The sequence below is a fragment of the Plantactinospora alkalitolerans genome (assembly GCF_015690345.1).
In the GTDB taxonomy this organism is placed as follows: Bacteria; Actinomycetota; Actinomycetes; order Mycobacteriales; family Micromonosporaceae; genus Plantactinospora; species Plantactinospora alkalitolerans.
The window spans coordinates 39,333-62,031 of the sequence record NZ_JADPUN010000213.1; the positions used below are offsets into that span (position 1 = coordinate 39,333).

Below are 22,699 nucleotides of genomic sequence, written 5' to 3' on the forward strand. Positions count from 1 at the left end.
CGCGCGTCGTCCGCGCGCTTGCCGACCAGGGCGGCCGGCAGGGCTTATCGTCAGCGGAGACGCCGCTGGTCGTGGCGGGAGAGAACGGGTCGACCGCTATGCGTACGGGCGAGGTGGGCCACAGCGGCACCGGTCGTGATGCCGTCGACCCTGCCGGTGCCGGTGCCGGTCTTCGTGCCGCTCCGGACGGGCGGCCGGCGCGGCCCGGGTACTGGCGACTGGTCGGCGCCCCACCGCCGACCCGCGCCGAGCGGCTCGGCCGACTGGTCGGACTGCGGGTGCTCCGGATCCCTGGGACACGGCGGATACTGGTCGTCGCCGGGTCGATGGACCGGCTGCGGGACCTGTCGACCCTGCCCGTGTCGCTGGCACCGACGAGTTCGGCGAGCATCGTGCTGGCGTACTGGCGGGCGCCCCGGCTGGGCTGGTCCGGCGGCATCGGGCCGCTGGCGCATCTTCGGGGGCACCGGGTGGCGTTGCCAGGTCGGGGGCGGGGCGTCGCCACGGTCACCGTCCGGCTCTCCCGGCCGGCGCAGCTCCGTGACGTCCTCGCCGCGGTGCTGCGCGTGTTGGGGCCGAGCCGGCCGCTTCCGGTGCCCGCCGGTCCGAACCTGACCGGCCAGGACATTCTTCCGGCATACCTGCCGACCCAGCCGGCCGCCTCGGTGGCGCGGGGTGTGCTCCGGGACAGCCCGGAGATCCGGGCCCACGACGTGGTACTCCGGGCGGTGGGCACGTCGGGATCGGCGTCCGGTGCGGCGGCGTACGCGGTGGGTTGGGAGACGGGCCGGCACGGGCCGTGCCTGGCGGATGGCCCGGCCGTGCTGGTGGACGCGTGCCGGATCAATCCGCGTGGCCGCCGGGCCGGCTGCTACCGGCCGGACGCCCCCCGGGTACGGCTGGAGTTCGGTCCGGCGCCGGGGTGGCGCCGGGGTGGTGCCCGGACGGGACAGCAGCCGCTCGACGGGCCCGGGGTGACCGCTGGAGTCCTCGCCATGCTGCGCCAGGTCGGCGTGGTCGACTGCCCGGACGTTCCCGACACCGGGCCGGTGGAGGTGGCGGCGCTGCTGGTCCAGCTGGCGATGACCGGGGCGCTGGTGTCCGCCCCGAGCCTGCCGGACCGGGTGGCCGACCTGATCGTTCCGGAGCTGCGGACGCTGCTGGCCAGCGCGGTGACCGAGACCGAGCCGCTGGCCCGGGAGGCGCGCAGCGTACGACAGCGACGGGCGGCGCTGCGCGGGCACGCCACCGCGTTCGCGCTGCCCGGGCTCACCTCGGGCGTCTTTCCCCAGCTCCCCGTCTTCCCGTCGGTGAGCGTGCTGCTGACCACCCGGCGCCCCGAGCGGCTGCCTGCGGCACTACGGATGATCACCGAACAGACGTACCCCGAGCTGGAGATCGTCCTCTGCCTGCACGGGGTCGAACTGCCCGAGCCGGTACGCGCCACGCTGGCCCGGTGCGGCCGGCCGTACGAGATCGTCCAGGTGCCGGGCGCCGCCAGTTTCGGTGAGGCGCTGGGTGCCGCGACCGGGCGGGCCCGGGGGAGCCTGGTCACCAAGTTCGACGACGACGACAGCTACGCCACGGAACACGTCTGGGACCTGGTGCTGGCCCGGCACTACTCGGGTGCGACCCTGGTGGGCAAGGGCTCCGAGTTCGTGTACCTGGAGACGCTGGGCATCACCATCCGGCGGCCGTCGGGCGCGGCCGAGACCGACGGTGAGGTGGTGGCCGGCGGCACGATGCTGATCGCCAAGGGGGACCTCGAGTCGGCCGGCGGCTGGCGTCCGGTACCCAGATCGGTCGACTTCGGACTGCTCGACCGGGTACGGCGGGACGGCGGGATGATCTACCGGACCCATCCGCTCGGCTACGTCTACCACCGGCGGGCGGCCGGCCACACCTGGGATCCCGGCCAGCCGTACTTCCTCGACAGCGCGTACGCCCGCTGGACCGGTCTGCCGGCCGAGATCCTGGGCGACATCGCTCCGTAGGATTCGAGGTTGTCGCGCTGCCAGCCCTGATGAGGTGGTAGGACTAGCGGGTGGGCATCGTGTCTCCAGGCTTCCAGGGTCGGCGTCGACCGGCTGAGCCGAACCTGCCACCCGGGCAGTACCTCACCGAGGACTTTCCGGTGCTGTCCGCCGGTCCCACCCCACGGGTGTCACTGACGGACTGGGAGTTCGTGCTCAGCACCGAGACGGGTGCCGAGTCCCGCTGGTCCTGGGACGAGATGTGGGCGCTGCCCACGGAGACTCCGACGGTGGACATCCACTGCGTGACCCACTGGTCGAAGCTGGGCACGAACTGGCGGGGCGTCTCGGTGGACACCCTGTTGGACGGCGTCGACACGGCCGCCGACTACGCCCTCGTGCACTCCTACGGCGGCTACACCACGAACCTGCCGCTGGACGACCTGCGGGACGGGCAGGCCTGGATCGTCCACCAGTACGACGGCGCCGACCTGCCCGCCGAGCACGGCGGGCCGGCCCGGCTGCTGGTGCCGCACCTCTACTTCTGGAAGTCCGCCAAGTGGGTTCGCGGCATCCGTCTCGGCCTGACCGACGAGCCCGGTTTCTGGGAAACCGCCGGCTATCACGACTACGGTGACCCATGGCGCGAACAGCGATACCAGGGCGACTGACCAAGCGGGCCGGCTGGTGGGTCGCCCGCCTGGTCGACCGCCGGGAGGAGACCGCCACCGCCTGCACGTTGGTGCTGGAGGTTCCCGACTGGCCGGGCCACCTGCCCGGCCAGCACGTCGACCTGCGGCTGACCGCCGAGGACGGCTACCAGGCGGCCCGCAGCTACTCGGTGTCCGCTCCCGCCGACGGCGAGCGGATCGAGGTGACCGTCCAGCGGGTGCCCGACGGAGAGGTCTCGCCGTACCTGATCGAGGGCCTGTCGATCGGCGACCAGATCGAGGTCAAAGGTCCGCTCGGCGGCTATTTCGTCTGGCGGATGACCGACCCCGCACCGGTGCTGCTGGTCGGCGGCGGCTCGGGGATCGCGCCGCTGATGGCGATGATCCGGGCTCGGCGGGCGGCCGGGAGCCGGGTGCCGTTCCGGCTGATCTACTCGGTCCGGACCGAGCGCGACATCTACTTCGCCGACGAGTTGCGCCGCCGGGTCCGGGAGGACCAGGGGCTCGACGTCGCCTACGTCTACACCCGGGAGGTGCCGGAGATCTCGCCCGCCCAGGCACACCGGATCGGCGTCGCCGACGTCAACAGCCACGGCTGGCCGCCGCAGCTCGAACCGACGAACTTCGTCTGCGGACCGACCGGGTTCGTGGAGGCCGTGTCCGACATCCTGGTCGCGCTCGGTCACGAGCCCCGCCGGATCAAGACCGAGCGGTTCGGTCCGACCGGGGCCTGACGGCGACGACGAGCGCAGCGAGGAGACGACGTGACCGAGCAGTTGCATCCGGAGCAGCCGAGGATGGATTACGTGGACGGCAACATGCTGGCCGGTCCGTTGCAGGAGGTGTTCGCCGTGGACCTGACCACGGCCACCGGCCGGTGTGCCTCGTGTGGACAGACCGGGCCGGTGGCCGCGTTGCGGGTCTACTCGAACGCACCCGGGGTGGTCGCCCGCTGTCCGTCCTGTACCGAGGTCATGCTCCGGCTGGTCCGTACCCCGGACAGCGCCTGGCTGGACCTGCGCGGTTCGACCTTCCTGCAGATCCCGATGCCGGCGGAGTCGTTCACGACGCCGGGGCCGGTCGCGATGTAGCCCACGCCGCCCCAACACCATCGAAGCCGCCGGTCGCGCCGAGCCGCCGCCAGAAGACCAGCAGCAGCAGCGTCGTCGCCAGCGCCGCCGCCCAGAACGGCACCGTGAGACTGCCGGTTCCGGCCGCCAGGATTCCGCCGAGCAGCGTGCCAATGGTGGCACCGCCGAGGTCGAGCAGCGAGTAGACGCTGTTCACCCGGCCGCGCAGCTCGTCCGGTACGAGCCGGGCCCGCAACGACATCACCAGCGCGCCCCAGACCATCGTGTGCGCGCCGAACAGTGCCATGATCGCGCCGGCCAGCCACGGCTCATGGGTCGCCGCCAGCACCGCGTGGGTGCCGAGTTCGACGACGAGGCCCGCCCGCAGCAGTGCCGGGGTCCCGAATCTCCTCCGCAGCCGGGGACTGAGCCAGGCGCCGAGCAGTCCGCCGACGGCGGAACTGGTCAGCAGTACGCCGAAACCGATCTCGTCCAGCCCGAGCCGCTTCCGGCAGTAGAGGACGAAGACCGCGAACGCGGCGCAGAACACCAGGTTCATCAGGCAGAGGCAGACGGCCAGCATCCGCAGCACGGCCGACTCCCACATGGCCCGGAGGCCGACGACGATCTCCCCGGCCAGGCTCCGCCCCGCGTGCCGGTCGCCGATCGGCCTCCCGGTCGGTACGGGCCGCCGGCGCAACGCGGTGAGCAGCAGTGCGGCGACCACGAAGGTGACCGCGTTGAGCCCGAACGGCGACGCCACCGCCACCACGAAGAGATAGGCGCCGAAGGGTTTCGCGACGAACTGGTTGCCCACCACGAAGGTCGCCTGCAACCAGCCGTACGCCTGCTCCAGGCGTTGCTCGGGCACGATGCTGGGCAGCACCGACACGGCGGCGAGGTCGGCTGTCGTCTCGCCGATGCCGAGCAGGAAGAACGCCACGTACACCGTCGGTACGGTGACGACGTCGGCCAGTGCGAGGCCGGCGAGGGTGCCGAGCACGACGGCCCGGCCGAGGTCGACGGCGATCATCAACCGCCGGCGGTCGAGCCGGTCCACCAATGCGCCGCCGGGGAGCGAGAACAGCAGCCAGGGCAGTTGTGCCACGAACGCGGCCCCGGCGATCAGGGCCGGGTCGTCGGTCAGCGAGGCGACCAGGAGCGGTCCGGCCACCGCCGTGACTCCGTCGCCGATGTTCGAGATGGCGCTGGCGGCCCAGAGCCTGCCGAACTCCCGACCGAGCCGGGGCACCGGGCGGTCGGGGGTCGGGCGGTCGGACGGGGATTCCTCGGGGATGGACTGGTTCGGCGTGGCGGCGGTGGTCATCGGTACCACCGCCGGTCGGCAGGGTAGGAACACTCTCTCCGCGTGCTCGGGCACGCGGAGTCGACGTACGGGAACAAGGAAGTCTCCTCGGAAGCGATGAGGTGGCGCGGGGATGTAGGCGCCGGAAGTCGGGCCGTCGGGATCGGCGGCCGTTGGATCGCTCCGAGGCGGAAGCCCGGGGTGGACGGAGAGCGCCGGCCTGGTCGGTCACCAGGACGGATGCCCGGTCACCAGGACCGGGCGCGACGTCAGCGAGCGGTGGACTTCCGCGTCGAAGCGGAGACCTGCACCGTGCCGAGGGAAGCAATGCTCACGATCAGCCTCCTGATGTCGCCGTCGAACGTTGGACGCTACCGGGGGCCGGCTGCGACCGGCAAGCCTCGCGCCGACCACGACCGGTAGCGTTCGGCGGACGGGTAGACTGAACCGAACGGTTTCCCGTCGATGGCCCGTGTGCGCCGCGAAGCACATCTCGAATGACTGACATCTTCAGCGGCGGAGCCGCCGTCCTCCGGTGAGCCCGGCGATCCGGGTCCGCCCCCGCCGCGAGTTGACGGCCGCGCGTCGTCCACGGGCCCACCGCTGCTGGGGTCACCTCGTCGCGGCGCCACTGTGGCCGATGCACGGCGCCAACCTCGGCACCCTGTTGCGGACCTGCGACGCCGTCGGCGCGTGTCTGGCCGTACCACCGTGGCGCTGGGTCGACGAGGCCGTGGCACGCGGCAACACGTTGCGTCGGCCGAGCTGCGTGCACCGGGTCGGTAACCCGCTGAGCTGGCTGGCCGCCGAACGGTCGGCCGGCGCGCAGATCCTCGGCGTCGAACTGGCCGAGGAGGCGGTCCGACTCGCCGACCTGCCACCGGCCCGGCACCGGACCATCGTGGTGCTCGGGCACGAGGCCACCGGTATTCCGGCGGAGGCGCTCGACACCCTCGACGCGGCGGTGGAGATCCCGATGGTCGGTACCGGGCTGAGCCTGAATGTCGCGGTGGCGGGTTCGCTGGTCCTCTACAAGCTGGCCGGCCTGCTGTGAGGACGGACGTAATCGGATGTGCCGGACGATCACCGACTGGCACACTCGGACGGTGCCAGAAACAGTCGATCCCGCCGCCGTCCGGTACGACCGGATGCGCTGGAACACCCCGTTGTCGGAGGAGCATGCCGAACTGCTGCTGCGACGGCTCGACGTCCGGCCCGGGGCGTCTCTGCTGGATCTCGGCTGTGGCTGGGGCGAGTTGCTGCTCCGGGCGGTCGCCGGCAGCGACGGGGCCACCGCGGTCGGGGTCGACACGGACACCGACGCCCTGGAGCGGGGCCGGCGGGCCGCCGCCGAACGGTCGCTGCCCGACGTCACCTTCGTTCGGGAGGAGGCGACCGCCTGGCAGGAGCCGGCCGACCGGGTCTTCTGCCTCGGCTCGTCGCACGTTCTCGGCGGAACGGTGCCCGCCCTCGAGATCCTCGGCGACCTCGTCCGGCCGGGTGGGCGACTCCTCTTCGGTGACGCCTACTGGCAGCGGCCCCCGTCGGCCGAAGCCGTGGAGATCTTCGGTGACCAGACGATGTCCCTGCCGGAACTGGTCGAGCAGATCCGGCTCGCGGGCTGGCGGGTCCTGCACTTCTCCACCGCCGACCAGCGGGAGTGGGACGACTTCGAGAGCACCTTCCGGGCCGCCCGGCAGGAGTGGTTGCTGGATCATCCCGACGACTCCCGCGCCGACGACCTGCGGGACGCACTCGATACCCAGCTCCGCGAGTACGTCGGTGTCTACCGGGGCGTCCTGGGCATGGGCTACTTCGTACTCGGGCGTTGACGGCGGCCGTGGCCGTTGAGGGCGGCTTCGGGCATTGACGGCGTACCCCGGGCGTTGACGGCGGCGGCCGCCGCGACGGCGGTGTCGGACGGCGGCTCTACACTCCGGCGCCATGACGGACGTGACCGCCGAGGTGACCGAGGCGCGGCCGACGACGGTGATGTCGGTTCCGCTGTCGCCGTACGCGACCGAGTTGCTGCGCCTGTTGACCGGTGCGGCGGACGAGTCCGATCCGGCCGTTCGACACGTCGTCGACCTGTCCCGGATCGACGATCGGGAACTCGGGGTGCTGCTGGCGGTCGCGCATGAACTACCCGCCCGTGAACTGACGGTCGTTCATCCCGGCCGGCAGCTCCGTTGGGCGCTGACCGGCGCGATCCAGGAACGACAGCCACGCTTCCCCCCCGAGTCGTGCGCCGCACTGCTGGCGGCGCTGGCGAAGGACTTCCAGGCGGATCATCCCCAGGGCAATCCTCTGCTGGCCGTCGGCGCCCTGCTCCGGTGCGACGGGCAGTGGCCGGCGACTGCGACGCGGTCGGCGGTGGCCATCGTCCGGGCAATGGTCGCGCGGGGGCGCTCGGAGCAGCCGTACGCGATGATGGCGTTGGCCGGGCTGGCCGGCGGTCCCACCCGGGTGATGCTGAACGCGATGTTCCGCAGGTCGCTCGCTCCGATCGCGCGGGACGAACTGGAGCTGTTGACGAAGCTCGGGGCGCCGGCCCAGGCGCTGGTGGCCGAGGTCTGCCGGGACCGGCCGTACCCGTCGATGCCGCAGCTTCCGGACGCGTGGCAGCGGCTGGCGGCGATCGAGGAGTATGTCGCCTTCGCCCGCCGGGCGCTCGACGCCGCGCGGGCCCGGGTGGCGTCGATCCAGGCCGGCGAGCTGCCGTACGTCGCCGACAAGGCGTTTGCCCCGGACGAGGTCGAGGTGCTGGGCCGGGCCGTCCGGGTCGCGTTGCGACACGACGAGGCATGGCTGCCGGAATTGCTGCGCTCGCTGCTGCTCGGCGTCGCGGTCGCCCCGACCAGCGCCAGGACGCTGCCGTCGCAGGCACTGCTCTACGAGGCGGCCCGGGCGGCCGGGGACTTTCCCACCCCGGAGGCGCTGGCCACGCTGCTCGCCGTCCGGGGTGTGGTGCGGCACAAGGGGGTACCGAGGCAGCTCGACAGGATGTGCAAGCGGATCGAGCGGGCGCTCGCGGAGCGGACGGACACGGTGCTGCGGCTGCCCGACCTCGGGTTCGGACCCGACGGGACGGTTGTGGTCGAGGTCGGCGGCCACCGGGCGGTGCTGGTCGTGTCGGACGAGGTCGTTCTGCGGTGGCGGCGCGCGGACGGGACACTGTCGCCGACAGTGCCGGCGGTGGTGCGGCGGGACCAGCCCGACGAACTGGGGGAGTTGCGCGGTCGGGTCAAGCAGGCTCGGGACCAGGTCACCGCGCTGGCCCGGACCCTGGAGGCGGGATACCCGGCGGCATCGGCGCAGCCGTACGGGCAGTGGCGTGCCGAGTTGGCGGGCAACGGTCTGGGCTGGCAGGTTGTTCGGCGACTGATCTGGGAGGTCCGGCACCCCGGAGGGGAGTGGCGGGCGGTCCTTCCGGACGGGGACGCCGCCGACGAGCGGTTCGTGGACGCGTTTGGCGGGTCGGTGGCCCGGCCCGAGCCGGATGCCGCGCTTCGACTGTGGCATCCGATCCGGTCCGGGGTCGACGAGGTCCGCGCCTGGCGGGACCTGCTGACCGAGCGGCGGCTGCGCCAGCCGGTACGCCAGGCGTTCCGCGAGGTGTACCTGCTGACGCCGGCCGAGGAGGAGACCGGGACCTACTCGCTCCGGTTCGCCGCGCACATCGTGCACTACCGTCAGTTGTATCCGCTGCTGCGGTCGCGTGGCTGGACGACGCAGATGCTCGGGCCGTGGGACGGCGGTGACGCTGCGACGGCGTACCGGGTGTTGGCCTCGGGGGCGTGGCGGATCGGTCTTCACCACGACTACCTCCGCGAGGAGGACGTGGAGTGTGCGAGTACCGGCCGGGTGTGGTTCGAGCGGTCCACCGAGGGAGCCTGGCGGACCGGGTCGTTGACCGAGGTGCCGCCGGTGGTGTTCAGCGAGGCGATGCGGGACGTGGACCTCTTCGTCTCGGTGACCTCGATCGCCGCCGACCCGTACTGGACGGATCGACGGACGGAGCACGGCGACTACTGGCGTGCCGAGAGCCGCCGTGAACTCGGGACGACGGCCCAGGTACGGCGTACCGCGCTGGAGCGGATCCTGCCCCGTACGAAGATCGCGGACCGGTGCACGCTTACCGATCGGTATCTCGTGGTCCGGGGCGAGCTGCGGACGTACAAGATCCATCTGGGTAGCGCGAACATTCTGATGGAGCCGGACGATACGTACCTCTGCATTGTTCCGGCCCGGCGGAAGCCGCCCGGTGAGGTCTTCCTGCCCTTCGAGGAGGACCGGCTCGGATTGATCCTCAGCAAGGCGTTCCTGCTGGCCGACGACGCCCGGATCACCGACGAGTCGATCGTGGCGCAGTTGCGCGCCCGGCGTTGAGCGATCCCGGGCGCGCCGAGGCCCGGCACGCGCGAAGCGTGCCGGGCCGGGGAGCCGGTCTGTCGGGCGCGGTCAGGCGTGGCGGCGGCGGATCGCCCTGACGCTGTCGAGCACGTCCCAGATCACGACCACGGCCAGGACCACGGCGGTGACGTTGGCGACCGTTCCGAGGTTGTCGCCCTCGCGGAGCCATTCGAACCGTTGGACGAACTCCGGGCTGAGCAGCCGGTCGGAGAGGATCAGCCAGGCGACCGGCACCGCGAACGCCAGGTGCAGCGCCACGTTGACTCCGATCAGCGGCCAGGTCCAGCGCCCGACGCGGTACTTCACGATCTCGAAGACCACGCTGCCGACCAGTACGGCGAGAAGGACCGGGAGCCAGGACGACCACAGCGCCGGGTCGATGATCGGGATGTTGGCGCCGCTGTCGCTCTCGATCCACGACTGGAAGTGCTGGAGGGGAAGGTACGCGATGCCGAAGAGGAGCCAGGCGACCGCCGTGGCGGTGCTCGCCAGGGACATCTCACGGTCGACCGGGACGCGGGGAAGTTGGTCGACGTTCCAGTCGCCCAGACCCTGGACGGGTGTGGTGCGTTCGAGAATGGCGAAGGTCAGGGTGAGCCAGAAGGCTATGTGGACGGCCACCTCGATCGCGGTGCCGATCCCGGATCCGATCGCGCCGCCCACCCCGACCTCCCCGGTGGCCGCGCTGGACACGGCGTCCACGGTGCCGACGATCGCCGGGACGAAGGAGAGCAGGAGCCGCAGCAGCCGCAGCCACACCAGGTAGTAGGTGGGGCCGATGAGCTGCAACCGGCGGTCGGCGTACCGGGCGGCGAGCCGCTCCGGGTTGCCGAGTTCGGTGAGCACCTCCCGTTCGGCGGTGCCGGGGTCCTGCCCGTTCCCCGTCCGGTCTTCGATCATGTCCTCGATCGAGCCCCGGAGTTCGACGGCGATCTCCTCGCGGCGGGCGGAGGGGACCGAGGGCAGGGTGGCGGCGAGGTAGCGGTCGGTCAGGGAGTTCATCGGTCCATTCCTTCGGTCAGCCCGGTCACGGAAATCTGGATGGCGGCGAGGTCGTCGAGGAGTTGTCGCAGGATCGACTCACCCTCGTCGCTGGTGCGGTAGAACTTGCGCGGCCGGCTTTCTTCGGTGTTCCACTCGCTCGTCAACAGGCCCTGTTCCTCGAGCCGACGCAGCAGCGGGTAGAGGGTGTTGGCATCCACCGCAAAGCCGTGCTTCGCGAGGCGTTGGAGCAGCGCGTATCCGTAGTCGGGTCGTCGTAGCGCAACGAGGCTCGCCACAACGACGGTGCCTCGTCGCAGTTCCTGGAGGTGCGTCCGCAGGATGTCGTCGCTAACCATGCGTCGTACTTTACTGTGTGACACACACTATTGTCTAGCGAGACAGCAATGTGTGCTCGGTGGAAGCATGGCGTTCGGGCTCGTCGGGTGGTCGACGGCGTTGTATTTTAGTAGTGACTACAATTTGGTATCGGGTTCGGAGGCGATCATGGCAGGAGGACGACCGCGCAGCTTCGACAGCGACACGGCTCTGGATCGGGCGCTGGAGGTGTTCTGGCGCCAGGGCTACGAGGGCACGGGAATCTCCGATCTCACCAAGGCGATGGGCATCAACAACGCGCCCAGTCTCTACAACGCCTTCGGGAACAAGGAGCAGCTGTTCAGCAAGGTGCTCGACCGCTACGCCGACGGACCCGCCCGGTACATCCGTGAGGCGTTCGACCAGCCGACGGCACGGGCGGCGGTGGAAACCCTCCTGCACGGCGCCGCCGATGCCACGACGGATCCTGACCGCCCGCGCGGATGCATCACGGTGCAGGGTGCCCTGGCGTGCTCGCCGGGCACGGAGGCCGTCCGCGAGGAGTTGGCGGCACGCCGGGCGGCCGGCGAGACGGCGCTGCGCGAGCGGCTGCGGCGGGCCCGTAGCGACGGGGAACTGCCGGCCGGTACCGACCCCGAGGGGCTCGCCCGCTACTTCGCCACCATCTACCAGGGCATCGCGGTCCAGGCCGCCGGCGGAGCGAGCCGGCAGCAACTGCACGGGATCGTGGACACGGCCATGACCGTCTGGCCGCAGCGGGCGGACGCCTGATCGGAAATCAGGGATCTCCACCCCTGGCCCTGGCCGGAATGCCTCCACCTCCGGGGACCGGCGCTTCCCGCGAACACCACCACCGCCGTAGCCGTGGGCGAGGCTCTGGCGCCACGTCGCCTCCGCTCCTTTCCGCCTGATTCAGGCCGCCCACGGGCGGCAACCGGTGGTAAGCACCGTCACAGCCACGTCGGCGACCAAGCATTTGCGATGCGCCCCTGCCGGGGATAGTTTTTTAGCACACGATAAAAAACACCAGGACAAAGGGAGCATTGCCATGGGACAGCTCGACGGCAGAACAGCCATCGTGACCGGAGGCACCAGCGGAATCGGCCTGGCCACCGCAGAGCGCTTCGCGGCGGAGGGCGCACACGTCTACGTCACCGGCCGCCGCCAGGACGCACTCGACGCCGCAGTGGCCAGGATCGGCCACAGTGCGACCGGCGTACGCGGCGACGTCACCGAGCTGGCCGACCTGGACCGGCTCTACGAGACGGTGGCCAAGCAGAACCGGCGCATCGACGTGCTGTTCGCGAACGCGGGCGGCGGCGAGTTCTCCACTCTTGAGCAGGTCACCGCGAAGCACTTCGACGAGACGTTCGGCCGCAACACCAAGGGGCTGCTGTTCACGGTCCAGAAGGCACTGCCGCTGCTGAACGACGGTGCCTCCGTCATCCTGCAGTCCTCCAACGCGGGCACCCTCGGCAACGAGGCGTTCGGCGTGTACGCGGCCTCCAAGGCGGCCGTACGCTCCTTCGCCCGTACCTGGGCCGCCGAACTCAGGGGCCGTTCGATCCGGGTCAACGCCATCAGCCCCGGCACGATCGACACTCCGGGTATCGACGGTCTCGTGCCGGACCAGGAGCAGGCCGACCAGCTCAAGTCGTACCTGGCCGGCACGATCCCGATGGGACGTATCGGCCGGCCCGACGAGGTGGCGAGCGCCGTTCTCTTCCTCGCCTCGGACCAGAGCAGTTTCATCACCGGTACCGAGCTCTTCGTCGACGGCGGTCGCAACCAGATCTGACCGCCACCTCCGGCCACCGACGCCAAGCTGTCCTGCTTCCTCGTTCCTGGTTCCTGGCACCTGCCTGCCGGCCTGGCAGGAACCAGGACAGCGTCCGCGTACCGCGCCGCGTTCTGCGAATGCCGGCGACACCGCACAGACAGGACCTGAGCAATGCAGCTGGGATCGACAGGCATCTGGAGTATCGAGCTGCGGATGGCCGATCCGTACGAGATCGGCGACGCCGCGGCCGAACTGGACGAACTGGGCTGGGGGACCCTGTGGATACCGGGTCTCGGCGGCGGCGACATCCTCGGTGACTCGGAGCGGCTGTTGCGGGCGACGCGCACGGCAAAGGTGGCCGTCGGAGTCGCGAGCATCTGGCGACACCAGGCCGCCGAGATCGCGGCCGGGCACGCGCGCCTCCAGGACGCTCACGGCCACCGGCACCTGCTGGGCCTCGGCGTCAGCGATCCCGCAGCCGCGCAGCACGCGGGACAGCCGTACCGGCCCCTGGCAGAAATGGGCAGCTACCTCGACACACTCGACCAGGCGCCCGCACCGGTACCTCCGGGGGAGCGACTGCTGGCGGCACTCGGGCTCCTCCGCCCGTTCCTCGGCATGGACCACTACGCCCGAAGCCTGCGCCGCCAGGGATTCGCCGAGGAGGAGCTGACCTACGGAGGCAGCGACCGGCTCGTCGACAGCATCGTGGCCTGGGGAGACCTGGAAACGATCGGTGCGCGCGTCCAGGCACACCACCAGGCCGGCGCCGACCATGTCTGCCTCCATGTCGTCGGCGCCGGCCCAGGCATGCCGCTGCCCCAGTGGCGCGAGCTGGCCCCGCTCACCACCTGACGGACAGGGGCTCAGATCCGCGAGGTGAAGGTGGAGAGGAAGCCGTGCGGTATCGGGCTGCCGGTGTTGTCGAAGCAGAGCGTGTCGACCTCGGCGGCGGTGGCGGAGAGCTTCCACGGCTGAGTCAGGTGGCAGTACTCCGACCCCGGGCCGTAGGCGGTGACCTGGGCGTGCGTTTCCTTCTCGCCCAGGAACGGGTACGTGACCAGGTAACGGCCGGCCGGAACGAGCGGGGTCGAGGAGTTGAACCCGAACCCGCCGGCCGGGTAGTTCCAGTTCGTCTGGCCGGCGCTGGCCGAGAAGAAGTAACCGGTGTACTTCGGCGGGCCGAACGAGCCGAACACCGCCCGCTCGCGGTGGTAGGACAGGGTGAACTCGCTGGCGACCGGCGCCCCGGCCTGGTCCCAGCAGGTGACGTACGCGATGATGTCGACCCCGCTGTTGCCCCAGCGGATCACCTTGCACCGGCGCGGACCGGCGTTCGGCTGCACCGCCGTCACCTGGAGGTTGCCGGCGAGCGCGCCGGCCACGCCGACCCCACCGAGCCGGACCTGGTACAGCCCGAGGCCGCCAGCCAGCACACTCACGCCGCCACCGGTCGAGTTGTACGACTGAACGACCGCCGCCCCGCCCCACTGGAGCCAGGCATGGCTGCCGTCCACCACCGGGACCAGCCCTGAGCTGTACGTCCACAGCACGGTGAACGGCGTGTCGTCCCGCCCGCCACCCGGCCGGTGGCACTGGACGTCGACGATCTCGTCCGCACCGGACTGGCCCCAGCGGACGATCTCGCAGTAGTGCCCGGTCCGGTTGACCGGGGTGACGTGCACGTTGCCGCGTGCGCCGGCACCGACCTGCGGGAACCTGATGTTGTAGCGACCAGGGGCCAGCCGTATCCCCTCGGCGGACAGGGCGGGGAAGGCGGTCTTCCAGCTACCCCACTGCCGGGTGGGGTCGAGGACGGTCCAGACCGGCATGATCGGGTTGTCGACGTACGCGAAGCCGTACCGGTCGGCGGCAGCGGCCTGGCTCGGGCCGGGCGGGGCCAGGACGGTGGCCGCCAGCGCGGCGACGAGAGTGATGGCGAGCATGCGGGGACGGAGTCGCATCTGGCCTCCAGTTGGCGTGGTCCGATGTGCTCCGGAGTGTGCGGCCCCGTTCGCCCCGGCCGCTGTCGGTTCCTGGGCAGTCGTGGCGGCACAGCGCCAACACCCACTTGGGGCGTAGCCGGAATATGCAGCGGAATCCGGAACGTGACGGGAGGGCTCCAGGATCCGGCCGGTTGCCGCCAGCGTCGCCGGAGCCCTCCCGCCGGTGATCGGGTCGGGTCAGGGCGAGGTGCGGACCCAGCCGAGGAAGCGTTCGCTCAGACTGCGCGCCTCGGGGGCCGTGCCGGGGTTGAGCGCGTGCAGGTCCCGGAACGCCTCGGCCAACGAACCGCCGAGGTGGACGGTCAGCGCGGCGTGCTGGCCGGCGTACTCGCGAGTCAGAGCGAGCCGGGCGGACCCGCACGGCCAGGGCTGTCCGTCGGTCCGGCACAACCAGAGCGGTCGGAGCGGTGTGTGCGGCTCGGATCGCGTCGCGGGCGCGTTCACCGGCCCGTCACCTCGGCCCGCCCGCTGCGCAGCCGCTGGCTTCGCACCGTATGCGCGGGTTCGGCGTCGACCAGGGTCTGGGCGTTCCGGCCGAAGCGGGTGCTCCGGTTGGTGGCGCGCGGCTGGGGACGCGGAGCGGGACCGCCCGTTCTCGCGAGTTGGGGCGGGGCGTCGGGCCTCGGTAGTACACGGTGCGTGAGCACCGAGCGGCCGCGGTCGGGACAGGAGCGCCACCACAGCCCGCACCGGCAGTAGAGCCACCAACGGCGCCAGTAACGACGGTGCCGTACGACGAGCGGTGGTCCCTCGCGCCGATCGGTATTTCCCATCACGCCCTCCTGCTGCTCGGTCGCCTACGCATGGATGGGGGTCACTCCACTACGGGGGAAGTCGAGTGACCCCCTCGGTTCCGCCCTGGCGGTCTGGCCGGTCCTGAGCGGTCCCGCTGGTGACACTCTGCTGTGGCATGCTTACGGTCGATAGTGGATTAGCCGCAATCCGGAGCGATGGACGGATCCTCTGGGTGCGCTGAAATCGGCGGAATGACCTTGGGGAGGCGTGGAACGCGTGGGTATCTCACCTTCGGAGTACCTGCTCCGGGAATTGCGGCGGCGACGCAAGGCAGCCAGCGTGACGCAGGAGATGTTGGGCGGGCAGTGTTACTGCTCGGACTCGCAGATATCAGCCATCGAGACCGGCGCGACTCCGGTCACGCTGAAGCACCTGCGACTCGTGGACAACGCCCTGGAGACCGGCGGCTACTTCGAAACACTCTGGAACGAGCTGGTCAAGGACGACGCCGCGCCCGTCTGGCTCCGCGAGTGGCTGGAGTACGAGCGCGAGGCACGCACTCTCCGCTGGTACGAGCCGGCTTTCGTGCCAGGACTCTTCCAAACCGAGGCGTACGCTCGCGCGCTGTTCTCGCTTAACCGACTCTCGTTAGGCGCGATCGAACAGCAGGTTGCGTCCCGGATGGAAAGGCAGGCTGTTCTTGACCGCGATGATCCGCCGCAACTCTTCGTCGTGTTGGACGAGATGGTGATCCGTCGGCTCTGCGGCACCCGACAGGTGGTCGTCGCCCAGTTGGAGCACCTGCTGGACCTGGCCGAGCGTCCAAATGTCGATCTACACCTCATACCGACCGCCACTGGCCTGTACTCGGGTCTAGCTGGTGCGTTCATCGTCGCGGATCTTCCCGACTGCAACCGGGTCGGCTATGTGGACAATCAGCTCACTGCGCAGGTCGTCACCCGAAACGAGGACGTTGCTAACCTTGGGGTGTCGTGGGATGCCGTACACGGCGAAGCGTTGCCCCGCGCACAGAGTCTCGATCTCTTGAAGGAAGTGACCAAGTCATGGACGTGACTGGCGCACGGTGGCGGAAGTCGACCCGCTCGTCCACCAACGGCGGCGCGTGTGTGGAGGTCGCCGACAACCTGCTCGGTGTCGTCCTGGTGCGCGACACCAAGGACCGCGACGGCGGCACACTGTCCTTCGGGCCTGCGGGCTGGCAGGCGTTCATCGACCTCACCAAGCGGACGGGACGGGTTGGTTGACGATCTCTCCGTGATCCAGGATGGCGAGGTCGTGTAAGCAGCAGTCCTGCACCCGCCGCGATATGTCCGGGTCTGGCTTAATGCGTTGTTGCCTTGCCGACCCGGGATCTACTGTTCGGTGATGTTGTCGCAACCGCTGACGGTGACCTTCGACGCGCACGACGCGACCCGGCTGGCGCAGTTCTGGGCCGGCATGCTCGCCCGGGAGGTCGTCGAGGACGCCGGTGGTGCGCTCCTGCCTGGCGAGGAGACCCAGGTCAGCCTCCGGTTCGTCCCGAGCCGTGCGGAGAAGGTGGGGCTGAACCGCATCCACCTTCACCTGACCAGCGCCAGCGATGCCGACCAGCAGCAGACGGTGGCGACGGCGCTGAAGCTCGGCGCCAGCCATCTCGACGTCGGACAGCGCCCCGAGGAGGAACACATCGTCCTGGCCGACCCCGAGGGCAACGAGTTCTGTGTGATCGAGCCGGGCAACTCCTTTCTCGCCGGCTGCGGACTGCTCGGGGAACTCGCCTGCGACGGCACCCGGGACGTCGGCCTCTTCTGGAGCGAGGCGCTGGGCTGGCCGCTGGTGTGGGACCAGGACCAGGAGACCGCGATCCAGTTGCCGCACGGCGGCACGAAGGTCGCGTGGGGAGGCCCGCCGGTGGCTCCGAAAGAGGCGCGGAACCGGCAGCGCTTCGACCTCGCGGCCGGTGGCGACCAGCAGGCGGAGGTCGACCGGCTGATCTCCCTCGGTGCCACCCGGCTCGAGGACGGTGCGGACGGCGCCGTCATGCTGGCCGATCCCGACGGCAACGAGTTCTGCGTGCGAGGGCACTGACCCCAGCCCTCAAGCTGTCCCACGTCGCGGCTTGGTCGCCATGTGTCAAAGTCGATGCATGCCGACCTCGCCGGATCCCAGGATCGATTCGCATTCGAAAGCAACGACCGTCTCCAGCGGGGCAAGTCGGCTGGGGCAGGATCTACGGCAGGGCCGGAATCTCGATCTTTACATCGCCGTCACGGTTGCGGTCGTCACCGCCGCGCTCGGTGTCCTCGGTGTCGTCGATTCGAGCATCCTGGCGGCCTCCACGCTCGCGGTACTTGCCGTCATGGCAATCTCCGGACTCGCCACCAGGCACGAGGTCGACGGCGTCCGGACGGCTCTCAACCGAATCGCAGCCAGCGAGACCGGAGAGGTCGCAGCGGAACGCTTCCTGTCGTCGCATCCGCCGGCAGTCGACACGGAGATCGCGACCGCGACCGACATCGCCATCGTCGGCATAACACTGACCCGTACCGTCCGGGACATGTTGCCGGTGTTGGACCGCCGGCTGCGGGCCGGTGCGCGAGTCCGAGTCGTGCTGATCGACACCGACAGCGGGGCCAACGCAGAGGCAGTGGCCCGTAGTAAGAAGGCTGACACGCCCGAGTTCTACCGGAACCGGGTGTCGGCCACTCTCGACCTCCTGCGCGTCCTCGCATCCTCTGGGTCAAGCGAATCGGCCCTACAGATCCGCCTTTTGCCGTTCGTACCGACCTTCGGGTTGCTCCTGGTGGACGCCGATGATGTCCATGGTCGCATCCGCGTAGCGATGTACCAGCATCGGACCCTTGAACCCAATCCGACGTTCGGCCTTCGTGCCGACCGGGACGCCTGGTGGTATGGCCTGTTCAAGGGGCAGTTCGAGACGATGTGGGAAAGTGCCCGCGAGCGTGAACCGGGCACGGGCGGTCACGCGGCGCGCGGTGGCAGCAACTGACGTGGTGACGTACTGCTGCGAAGGCGGCGCGAACGCGACTTCGTCGATCTCGCGGAACGCGGATCCACGTCCGTGCCCGTCAGATTCCGTTGTAGCGCCTGAAACCGTCGCGGTAGTGTGTGCCGATGGTGGAGTCGGGGTCGACACCGGTCTACATACCGACCGTCAGGGTGGATGACCAGCGCCAGATCGGCTGGGGCGACGTCGGTCTCGAACGGTTGCGTGAGCGGATCGACGATGTCCGGGCGGCCATCGTGTCGGCCGCCAACGGGGTGGCGGAGAGCCTGAGTGCCGCGCCGTCCGCCCCCGGTTGGGAGATGAACGAGGTGACCGCCACCTTCGGCGTCTCCCTGGTCGCCGAGTCCGGCGTGATCGTCAGCAAGGCCTCGGCTTCGGCGTCCCTCGAGGTGTCGGTGACCTTCACCAGACGGGACTCCTAGCAATCCGATGGGCGGTGGGCGGATCCTGGCATCGGGCCGCGATCTCGGCTCCGGATTCGCCATCGCACCCCGGATCGTCGTCACGGCCCGGCACGTCGTGGCCGACCGAGAACCCGCCGAGCTGACGTACGTCGCCGAGGACGGGTCGACGACGCGGATCGCCGGACTTCTGCGGCCGGACCGCGAGGTCGACGTGGTGGGACTCGAACTGGCGGGGGAACTGGCCTCCTGCTACCGGTCGGCCGAGGCGGACGACGGGCACCGCTGGCTCGTCTCGGCGCGACCGAAGGACAACGACCCGGAGCTGACCGGCAGCGTCACGTCCGCGAATCGGCTGATCCGGGCGCCCGGCGGAGTCGAGACGCCGGTCCTCCAGCTCGCGGTCGACCAGTTCCTCGGCGGCTACCAGGGATATTCCGGCAGCGCCGTGACGTTGGCCGCCGCCCCCGACGTCGTGATCGGCGTCCTGGTCGAGCAACTGCCCCTCCGGATGAGCCCGGGGTTGGACACCGGGTCGCGTCGTCCGGCCAGCAACGTGCTCTACGCCATCCCGATCGTTGCCGTGCTCCGGCATCTTGATCTCGCCGCCGAGGTGACAACCGTACCGGTGCCGTCCCCGACCGCCCCGGCGGCGGCGCAGACCGGGGACGCGTCCGCGACGGGCTCGCTGGCCGTGCCGGTCGGGCTGCTGCCGCGCGTCGTGCACGGGCGCTCGACCCTGCTGCGCCGGTTACGTGCGGCGGGCCGTCAGCCAGGCGGGAGATTCGTGGTGCTGGCCGGAATGGGCGGAGTCGGAAAGTCCACCGTCGCGGCGGAGTACGGCGGGCGGACGCGGCGCCCCGGGCGCCCGGTCTGGTGGATTCCCGCCACCGACCGGTCCCTTCTCGTGGCGGGTGCGGTCCGGATCGCCCGGGAGCTGGGTGCCGACCAGCATGACATCGCGCTGATCGGCCGGGGTGACGGCGCAGCGGCGGACCGGTTCTGGAGTCTCCTCGACAAGGCGGCCCAGGGTTGGCTTCTCATCCTGGACAACCTCGACGACGTCGAGCAGCAGGAGGTCGAACACGGCCGCCGGGGCGGATCCGCCGGCCTCGACCACACGGTCGACGGTCGTGGCTGGTTGCGGGGCAGCCGGCGCGGGCTGGTGCTCGTCACGTCCCGGGACGCCAGCGCGCGGGCGTGGGGAGGTTCCGGCCAGTTGGTGCGGGTCGGGCCGCTGGACGAGGACGACGCCGCGCGGGCGTTGTTGGACCTGGCCCCAGGTGGGGGAGGGGAGACCGAAGCCGGCGAGCTGGCCCGCCGGCTCGGCTGCCTTCCGCTGGCGCTGCGGGTCGCCGGGACCTACCTGGGCTCGGGACTCGCCCGCTGGCCGACCTTCGAGGCGTACCAGGTGGCGCTGGCGGACGCCACCTCGCGAGTACCGGCCACCCTGGCGGCGAGCACCGGTGCCGACCGGACCACCTCTCCGGTACACACCTGGGACATCAGCCTCGACTCACTGCACCGACGCGGGGTTACCGGTGCCCGGGGCCTGCTCGCGGTGCTAGCCGTCTTCGCGCCGGCCACTCCGATCCCGCTCGAACTTCTGTCGGCCGAAGGGCTGCGGCCGGTGCTCGGCCAGCCCGACGAGGACACCGGCTCGGGCGACGACCTGGCCGCCACCGTCGAGTTGACGCTGCACGGGTTGACCCGGCTGGGACTGCTCGACGTGGCACCGAGCCACGAGGACGATCGGCGCCCGGGACGGGGCCTGACCGTCCATCCGGTCGTCTCGGACGGCGTACGGGCCGCGCTGACGACGCGGCCCGGTGTCGACGCGGACGCGGCGGTGGTGCAGGCCGTCGGCGTGGCGGTCGAACTGCTCGCGTCCTACTGCGCCCGCCTCGACCCCGAGGACAACGGGCACTGGCCCCTCTTCGAGGCTGTCGTGCCGCACCTGCGGGGCCCGTTGCAGGTGCCGGTCGTACTCGGCGCCGCCCAGGTGGAATCCCTGGCCACCGCCGCAGGTCAGGTGGTCAACGCCATGAACTGGGGTGGACGGACACATCTCGCGGAGACCCTCGCCCGCGCGATGACGGGGCAGTTCCCGGAGATCCACCGGGATACCGCCGCCGTCCTGACCCTGCGGTACCACCTGGCCTGGGCGATCGCGATCCGAGGCGGCTGGCGCGAAGCCGCGGGCATCTACCACGAAGTGCTCGACGTCCGGGAGGCCCGGACCGGCACCGACTCCCTGGAGACCGCTGCCGTACGCCAGAACCTGGCCTGGTGCATGTCGTACCAGGGACGGTGGGCCGAGGCGGAGGCGATCTACCAGGAGGTCCACCGGTTGCGCGATCGGATCTTGGGGCCGGAGGATCCCCTGACCCTGGCCACCCTGCACCGACTCGGCGAGGCGGCCGGGGCCCAGCAACGGTGGGAGGCCGCAGCGGAGATCTATCGCCGTGTACTCGAGGCCCGGACCCGGGTCCTGGGACCCGAGCACGCCGCCACGCTGGTGACCAGCCACGAACAGGCCTGGGTGCTGACGAAACTCGGCCGGTCGGGAGAGGCCGGCGAGATCCTCGACCGGACCTGGGCCGCGCGCAGGGCGACCCTCGGCGACCTGCACCCGAACACGATGGCGACCCGGCACCGGTACGGCGACGTCGCGGCGGAGCAGGGCCGGTGGTCAGAGGCCGAGCGGATCTACCGTGAGGTGTTGACGTCCCGCCGCCGGGTGCTGGGCGACGGCCACCGGAACACGCTGACCACCCTGCACGCCCTCGGCGACGTGTTGCTGGCGCAGGGCCGTTGGCGCGAGGCGCAGCAGACCTACCGCGAGGCGTTCGCCAGGCGCCGCGACACCCTCGGGGAGACACATCCGGACACGATCGCCTCCGCGGACCGGCTCGCCGAAGCCGACCTGGCCGCCGGTCGGGCCGGTGCCGGCCGGCGACTGGCGGTCCGGCTCCCGCCCTGGTTGCGGCGCCTGCCCGCGATCAGGAACTTCGATCGCGATCGACCGACCGGGCGATGACGTCCACGATCCTGGTGTCGTACGGGACGCCGAAGAATCGGGCGGTCCAGTGCAGGCGGTAGCAGTCGCGGATCAACAGAGCCCGTCCGACCAGCCGCGACAGCAGGTTCCAGAAGGCGATGTTGACGGCGGCCATCCGTGCCCTCAGCGGAGCCACGACATCGAGGGGCAGCCCGAGCCGCTGGTGCAACAGTCCACTGGAGATCGAGTACGGCACTCCGTACTGCCGCGACCCGGCGGCCACGACGAGCGGAACCCCGCCACCGGGCGAACCCCAGAAAAAGTCGCGTTCGTGTGTCCAGAGCGCGTCGTGCACCTCGACCATGGTGTCGACGGGGATCCCCTCGATCTCGAACACCGGTGTGGGATTCAGCAGAACCCGGATCTCGGACACGGCGAGATCCGCCTGACGTAGCCGGCGGACGAACCCCGCCAGCGAAGCCCCGGTACTGATGCCGTCGTCACAGAGCACCAGCCGCGGCTTCCGGCTGGCGAGATAGTCCAGCCGGAGCGACTCCAGTTGACGGTGCAATGGCAGGGCGTGATCGCGGGGCTGACTGGACAGGTTTCCGGTGAAGACGTCTCGCAGCCCCGCGGCGCACCGGGTGACCGAGAAGGCGAAGTCGGCGTGCGGAAAATAGCTGCCGTTGTCGAGGGTCACCAGGTATTCGTCCTGGCGGCGTCGGCTGCCGGTGAGGTCCCGCAACAGCGGCAGGTCGAGCGCCTGGGTCGAGACCACCGACGCGTAGCAGTCGACGGCGGCAGCCCGGACGGCGTCAAACACGTGCGCCGTGACCCGGGGGAGCGGGATCTCCATGGATTCGATCCAGTGCGGGAAGTCCTGGAGCAGGACGAGACGCTTCGGGTTCTCGGGGGTCGCGTTCTCCAGTGCACTCTCGTCGGTCACGTATACCAGGAAACGGTGGGAACACCGTTCGAAGAAGGGCCACAGAGAT

General features: G+C 70.5%; 22 protein-coding genes. 16 read left to right on the top strand and 6 right to left on the bottom strand.

From position 1 onward, the window contains the following. Positions 1–98: 98 nt before the first annotated feature. The 4 genes from I0C86_RS23705 to I0C86_RS23720 all read left to right on the top strand — a co-directional run bounded on the left by I0C86_RS23705 (position 99) and on the right by I0C86_RS23720 (position 3,735). Positions 99–1,994 carry a glycosyltransferase family 2 protein gene (locus tag I0C86_RS23705; RefSeq protein ID WP_230394655.1) on the top strand — a complete coding sequence of 632 codons (1,896 nt, stop codon included), beginning with the start codon at positions 99–101 and terminating at the stop codon, positions 1,992–1,994. Positions 1,995–2,053: 59 nt separating this feature from the next. Next, positions 2,054–2,644 carry a molybdopterin-dependent oxidoreductase gene (locus tag I0C86_RS23710; protein WP_323373815.1) on the top strand — a complete coding sequence of 197 codons (591 nt, stop codon included), beginning with the start codon at positions 2,054–2,056 and terminating at the stop codon, positions 2,642–2,644. Then, positions 2,614–3,378, top strand: coding sequence for a ferredoxin reductase (locus I0C86_RS23715; protein ID WP_196203483.1), 765 nt, complete (start codon positions 2,614–2,616; stop codon positions 3,376–3,378). Before I0C86_RS23710 ends, I0C86_RS23715 begins: the two co-directional genes overlap by 31 nt. A gap of 63 nt (positions 3,379–3,441) precedes the next feature. Continuing rightward, on the top strand, positions 3,442–3,735 hold the full coding sequence (locus tag I0C86_RS23720) for a DUF6510 family protein (RefSeq protein ID WP_196203541.1): 294 nt from the start codon (positions 3,442–3,444) through the stop codon (positions 3,733–3,735). Here I0C86_RS23720 and I0C86_RS23725 read toward each other — a convergent pair. Further along, the gene (locus I0C86_RS23725; protein ID WP_196203484.1) at positions 3,707–5,041 is read right to left on the bottom strand and encodes an MFS transporter; all 1,335 of its coding nucleotides are present in this window, start codon (positions 5,039–5,041) and stop codon (positions 3,707–3,709) included. The two genes, I0C86_RS23720 and I0C86_RS23725, sit on opposite strands and share 29 nt — an antisense overlap. 514 nt (positions 5,042–5,555) lie before the next feature. Here I0C86_RS23725 and I0C86_RS23730 point away from each other — a divergent pair. The 3 genes from I0C86_RS23730 to I0C86_RS23740 all read left to right on the top strand — a co-directional run bounded on the left by I0C86_RS23730 (position 5,556) and on the right by I0C86_RS23740 (position 9,409). After that, positions 5,556–6,074, top strand: a complete 519-nt coding sequence (locus I0C86_RS23730; RefSeq protein WP_196203485.1) for a TrmH family RNA methyltransferase — start codon at positions 5,556–5,558, stop codon at positions 6,072–6,074. A gap of 52 nt (positions 6,075–6,126) precedes the next feature. Next, positions 6,127–6,852, top strand: coding sequence for an SAM-dependent methyltransferase (locus I0C86_RS23735; protein ID WP_323373811.1), 726 nt, complete (start codon positions 6,127–6,129; stop codon positions 6,850–6,852). A gap of 112 nt (positions 6,853–6,964) precedes the next feature. Then, the gene (locus I0C86_RS23740; protein WP_196203486.1) at positions 6,965–9,409 is read left to right on the top strand and encodes a DUF4132 domain-containing protein; all 2,445 of its coding nucleotides are present in this window, start codon (positions 6,965–6,967) and stop codon (positions 9,407–9,409) included. A 72-nt stretch (positions 9,410–9,481) separates the two neighbouring features. Here I0C86_RS23740 and I0C86_RS23745 read toward each other — a convergent pair whose 3' ends face one another. After that, complete coding sequence (locus I0C86_RS23745) at positions 9,482–10,435, bottom strand: permease prefix domain 1-containing protein (RefSeq protein ID WP_196203487.1); 954 nt, start codon at positions 10,433–10,435, stop codon at positions 9,482–9,484. Next, positions 10,432–10,773, bottom strand: coding sequence for a PadR family transcriptional regulator (locus tag I0C86_RS23750; protein WP_196203488.1), 342 nt, complete (start codon positions 10,771–10,773; stop codon positions 10,432–10,434). Before I0C86_RS23750 ends, I0C86_RS23745 begins: the two co-directional genes overlap by 4 nt. A 148-nt stretch (positions 10,774–10,921) precedes the next feature. On the opposite strand from I0C86_RS23750, the gene I0C86_RS23755 reads away from it, so the two are divergent. From I0C86_RS23755 to I0C86_RS23765, 3 genes are all read left to right on the top strand, one after another. Beyond that, positions 10,922–11,524, top strand: a complete 603-nt coding sequence (locus I0C86_RS23755) for a TetR/AcrR family transcriptional regulator (RefSeq protein ID WP_196203489.1) — start codon at positions 10,922–10,924, stop codon at positions 11,522–11,524. Between the two features lie 277 nt (positions 11,525–11,801). After that, on the top strand, positions 11,802–12,551 hold the full coding sequence (locus tag I0C86_RS23760; RefSeq protein ID WP_196203490.1) for an SDR family NAD(P)-dependent oxidoreductase: 750 nt from the start codon (positions 11,802–11,804) through the stop codon (positions 12,549–12,551). Between the two features lie 153 nt (positions 12,552–12,704). Then, positions 12,705–13,388, top strand: a complete 684-nt coding sequence (locus I0C86_RS23765) for an LLM class oxidoreductase (RefSeq protein WP_196203491.1) — start codon at positions 12,705–12,707, stop codon at positions 13,386–13,388. 11 nt (positions 13,389–13,399) lie between these two features. Here the strand turns inward: I0C86_RS23765 and I0C86_RS23770 are convergent, their stop codons facing one another. After that, complete coding sequence (locus I0C86_RS23770) at positions 13,400–14,497, bottom strand: hypothetical protein (RefSeq protein WP_196203492.1); 1,098 nt, start codon at positions 14,495–14,497, stop codon at positions 13,400–13,402. A 219-nt stretch (positions 14,498–14,716) separates the two neighbouring features. Further along, the gene (locus I0C86_RS23775; protein ID WP_196203493.1) at positions 14,717–14,983 is read right to left on the bottom strand and encodes a hypothetical protein; all 267 of its coding nucleotides are present in this window, start codon (positions 14,981–14,983) and stop codon (positions 14,717–14,719) included. Positions 14,984–15,550: 567 nt separating this feature from the next. Between I0C86_RS23775 and I0C86_RS23780 the strand changes: the two genes are divergently transcribed. The 6 genes from I0C86_RS23780 (at position 15,551) to I0C86_RS23805 (ending at position 21,743) form a co-directional block, all read left to right on the top strand. Next, positions 15,551–16,348: a DUF5753 domain-containing protein gene (locus tag I0C86_RS23780; RefSeq protein ID WP_323373816.1), complete on the top strand. Its 798-nt coding sequence runs from the start codon at positions 15,551–15,553 to the stop codon at positions 16,346–16,348. Continuing rightward, on the top strand, positions 16,339–16,539 hold the full coding sequence (locus tag I0C86_RS23785) for a DUF397 domain-containing protein (protein ID WP_196203495.1): 201 nt from the start codon (positions 16,339–16,341) through the stop codon (positions 16,537–16,539). The genes I0C86_RS23780 and I0C86_RS23785 overlap by 10 nt, the downstream gene beginning before the upstream one ends. A gap of 121 nt (positions 16,540–16,660) precedes the next feature. Further along, positions 16,661–17,362 carry a VOC family protein gene (locus tag I0C86_RS23790; protein WP_196203496.1) on the top strand — a complete coding sequence of 234 codons (702 nt, stop codon included), beginning with the start codon at positions 16,661–16,663 and terminating at the stop codon, positions 17,360–17,362. A 58-nt stretch (positions 17,363–17,420) separates the two neighbouring features. Then, on the top strand, positions 17,421–18,284 hold the full coding sequence (locus tag I0C86_RS23795; protein ID WP_196203497.1) for a hypothetical protein: 864 nt from the start codon (positions 17,421–17,423) through the stop codon (positions 18,282–18,284). Positions 18,285–18,409: 125 nt separating this feature from the next. Further along, the gene (locus I0C86_RS23800; RefSeq protein ID WP_196203498.1) at positions 18,410–18,724 is read left to right on the top strand and encodes a CU044_2847 family protein; all 315 of its coding nucleotides are present in this window, start codon (positions 18,410–18,412) and stop codon (positions 18,722–18,724) included. A 7-nt stretch (positions 18,725–18,731) separates the two neighbouring features. Further along, positions 18,732–21,743 (top strand): tetratricopeptide repeat protein, encoded by a 3,012-nt coding sequence (locus I0C86_RS23805; RefSeq protein ID WP_196203499.1) that lies wholly within the window; start codon positions 18,732–18,734, stop codon positions 21,741–21,743. On the opposite strand, the gene I0C86_RS23810 is transcribed toward I0C86_RS23805, so the two are convergent. After that, positions 21,706–22,650: a phosphoribosyltransferase gene (locus I0C86_RS23810; RefSeq protein ID WP_196203500.1), complete on the bottom strand. Its 945-nt coding sequence runs from the start codon at positions 22,648–22,650 to the stop codon at positions 21,706–21,708. The two genes, I0C86_RS23805 and I0C86_RS23810, sit on opposite strands and share 38 nt — an antisense overlap. Between the last annotated feature and the right edge of the window lie 49 nt (positions 22,651–22,699).

Excerpts from the sequence above, each read along its gene's own strand:
- I0C86_RS23750 (WP_196203488.1), bottom strand. The coding sequence starts at position 10,773 with ATGGTTAGCGACGACATCCTGCGGACGCACCTCCAGGAACTGCGACGA.
- I0C86_RS23800 (WP_196203498.1), top strand. The coding sequence starts at position 18,410 with ATGGTGGAGTCGGGGTCGACACCGGTCTACATACCGACCGTCAGGGTG.
- I0C86_RS23805 (WP_196203499.1), top strand. The coding sequence starts at position 18,732 with ATGGGCGGTGGGCGGATCCTGGCATCGGGCCGCGATCTCGGCTCCGGA.
- I0C86_RS23745 (WP_196203487.1), bottom strand. The coding sequence starts at position 10,435 with ATGAACTCCCTGACCGACCGCTACCTCGCCGCCACCCTGCCCTCGGTC.
- I0C86_RS23705 (WP_230394655.1), top strand. The coding sequence starts at position 99 with ATGCGTACGGGCGAGGTGGGCCACAGCGGCACCGGTCGTGATGCCGTC.
- I0C86_RS23790 (WP_196203496.1), top strand. The coding sequence starts at position 16,661 with ATGTTGTCGCAACCGCTGACGGTGACCTTCGACGCGCACGACGCGACC.
- I0C86_RS23765 (WP_196203491.1), top strand. The coding sequence starts at position 12,705 with ATGCAGCTGGGATCGACAGGCATCTGGAGTATCGAGCTGCGGATGGCC.
- I0C86_RS23785 (WP_196203495.1), top strand. The coding sequence starts at position 16,339 with ATGGACGTGACTGGCGCACGGTGGCGGAAGTCGACCCGCTCGTCCACC.
- I0C86_RS23720 (WP_196203541.1), top strand. The coding sequence starts at position 3,442 with ATGGATTACGTGGACGGCAACATGCTGGCCGGTCCGTTGCAGGAGGTG.
- I0C86_RS23755 (WP_196203489.1), top strand. The coding sequence starts at position 10,922 with ATGGCAGGAGGACGACCGCGCAGCTTCGACAGCGACACGGCTCTGGAT.
- I0C86_RS23760 (WP_196203490.1), top strand. The coding sequence starts at position 11,802 with ATGGGACAGCTCGACGGCAGAACAGCCATCGTGACCGGAGGCACCAGC.
- I0C86_RS23725 (WP_196203484.1), bottom strand. The coding sequence starts at position 5,041 with ATGACCACCGCCGCCACGCCGAACCAGTCCATCCCCGAGGAATCCCCG.
- I0C86_RS23795 (WP_196203497.1), top strand. The coding sequence starts at position 17,421 with ATGCCGACCTCGCCGGATCCCAGGATCGATTCGCATTCGAAAGCAACG.
- I0C86_RS23740 (WP_196203486.1), top strand. The coding sequence starts at position 6,965 with ATGACGGACGTGACCGCCGAGGTGACCGAGGCGCGGCCGACGACGGTG.
- I0C86_RS23715 (WP_196203483.1), top strand. The coding sequence starts at position 2,614 with ATGGCGCGAACAGCGATACCAGGGCGACTGACCAAGCGGGCCGGCTGG.
- I0C86_RS23770 (WP_196203492.1), bottom strand. The coding sequence starts at position 14,497 with ATGCGACTCCGTCCCCGCATGCTCGCCATCACTCTCGTCGCCGCGCTG.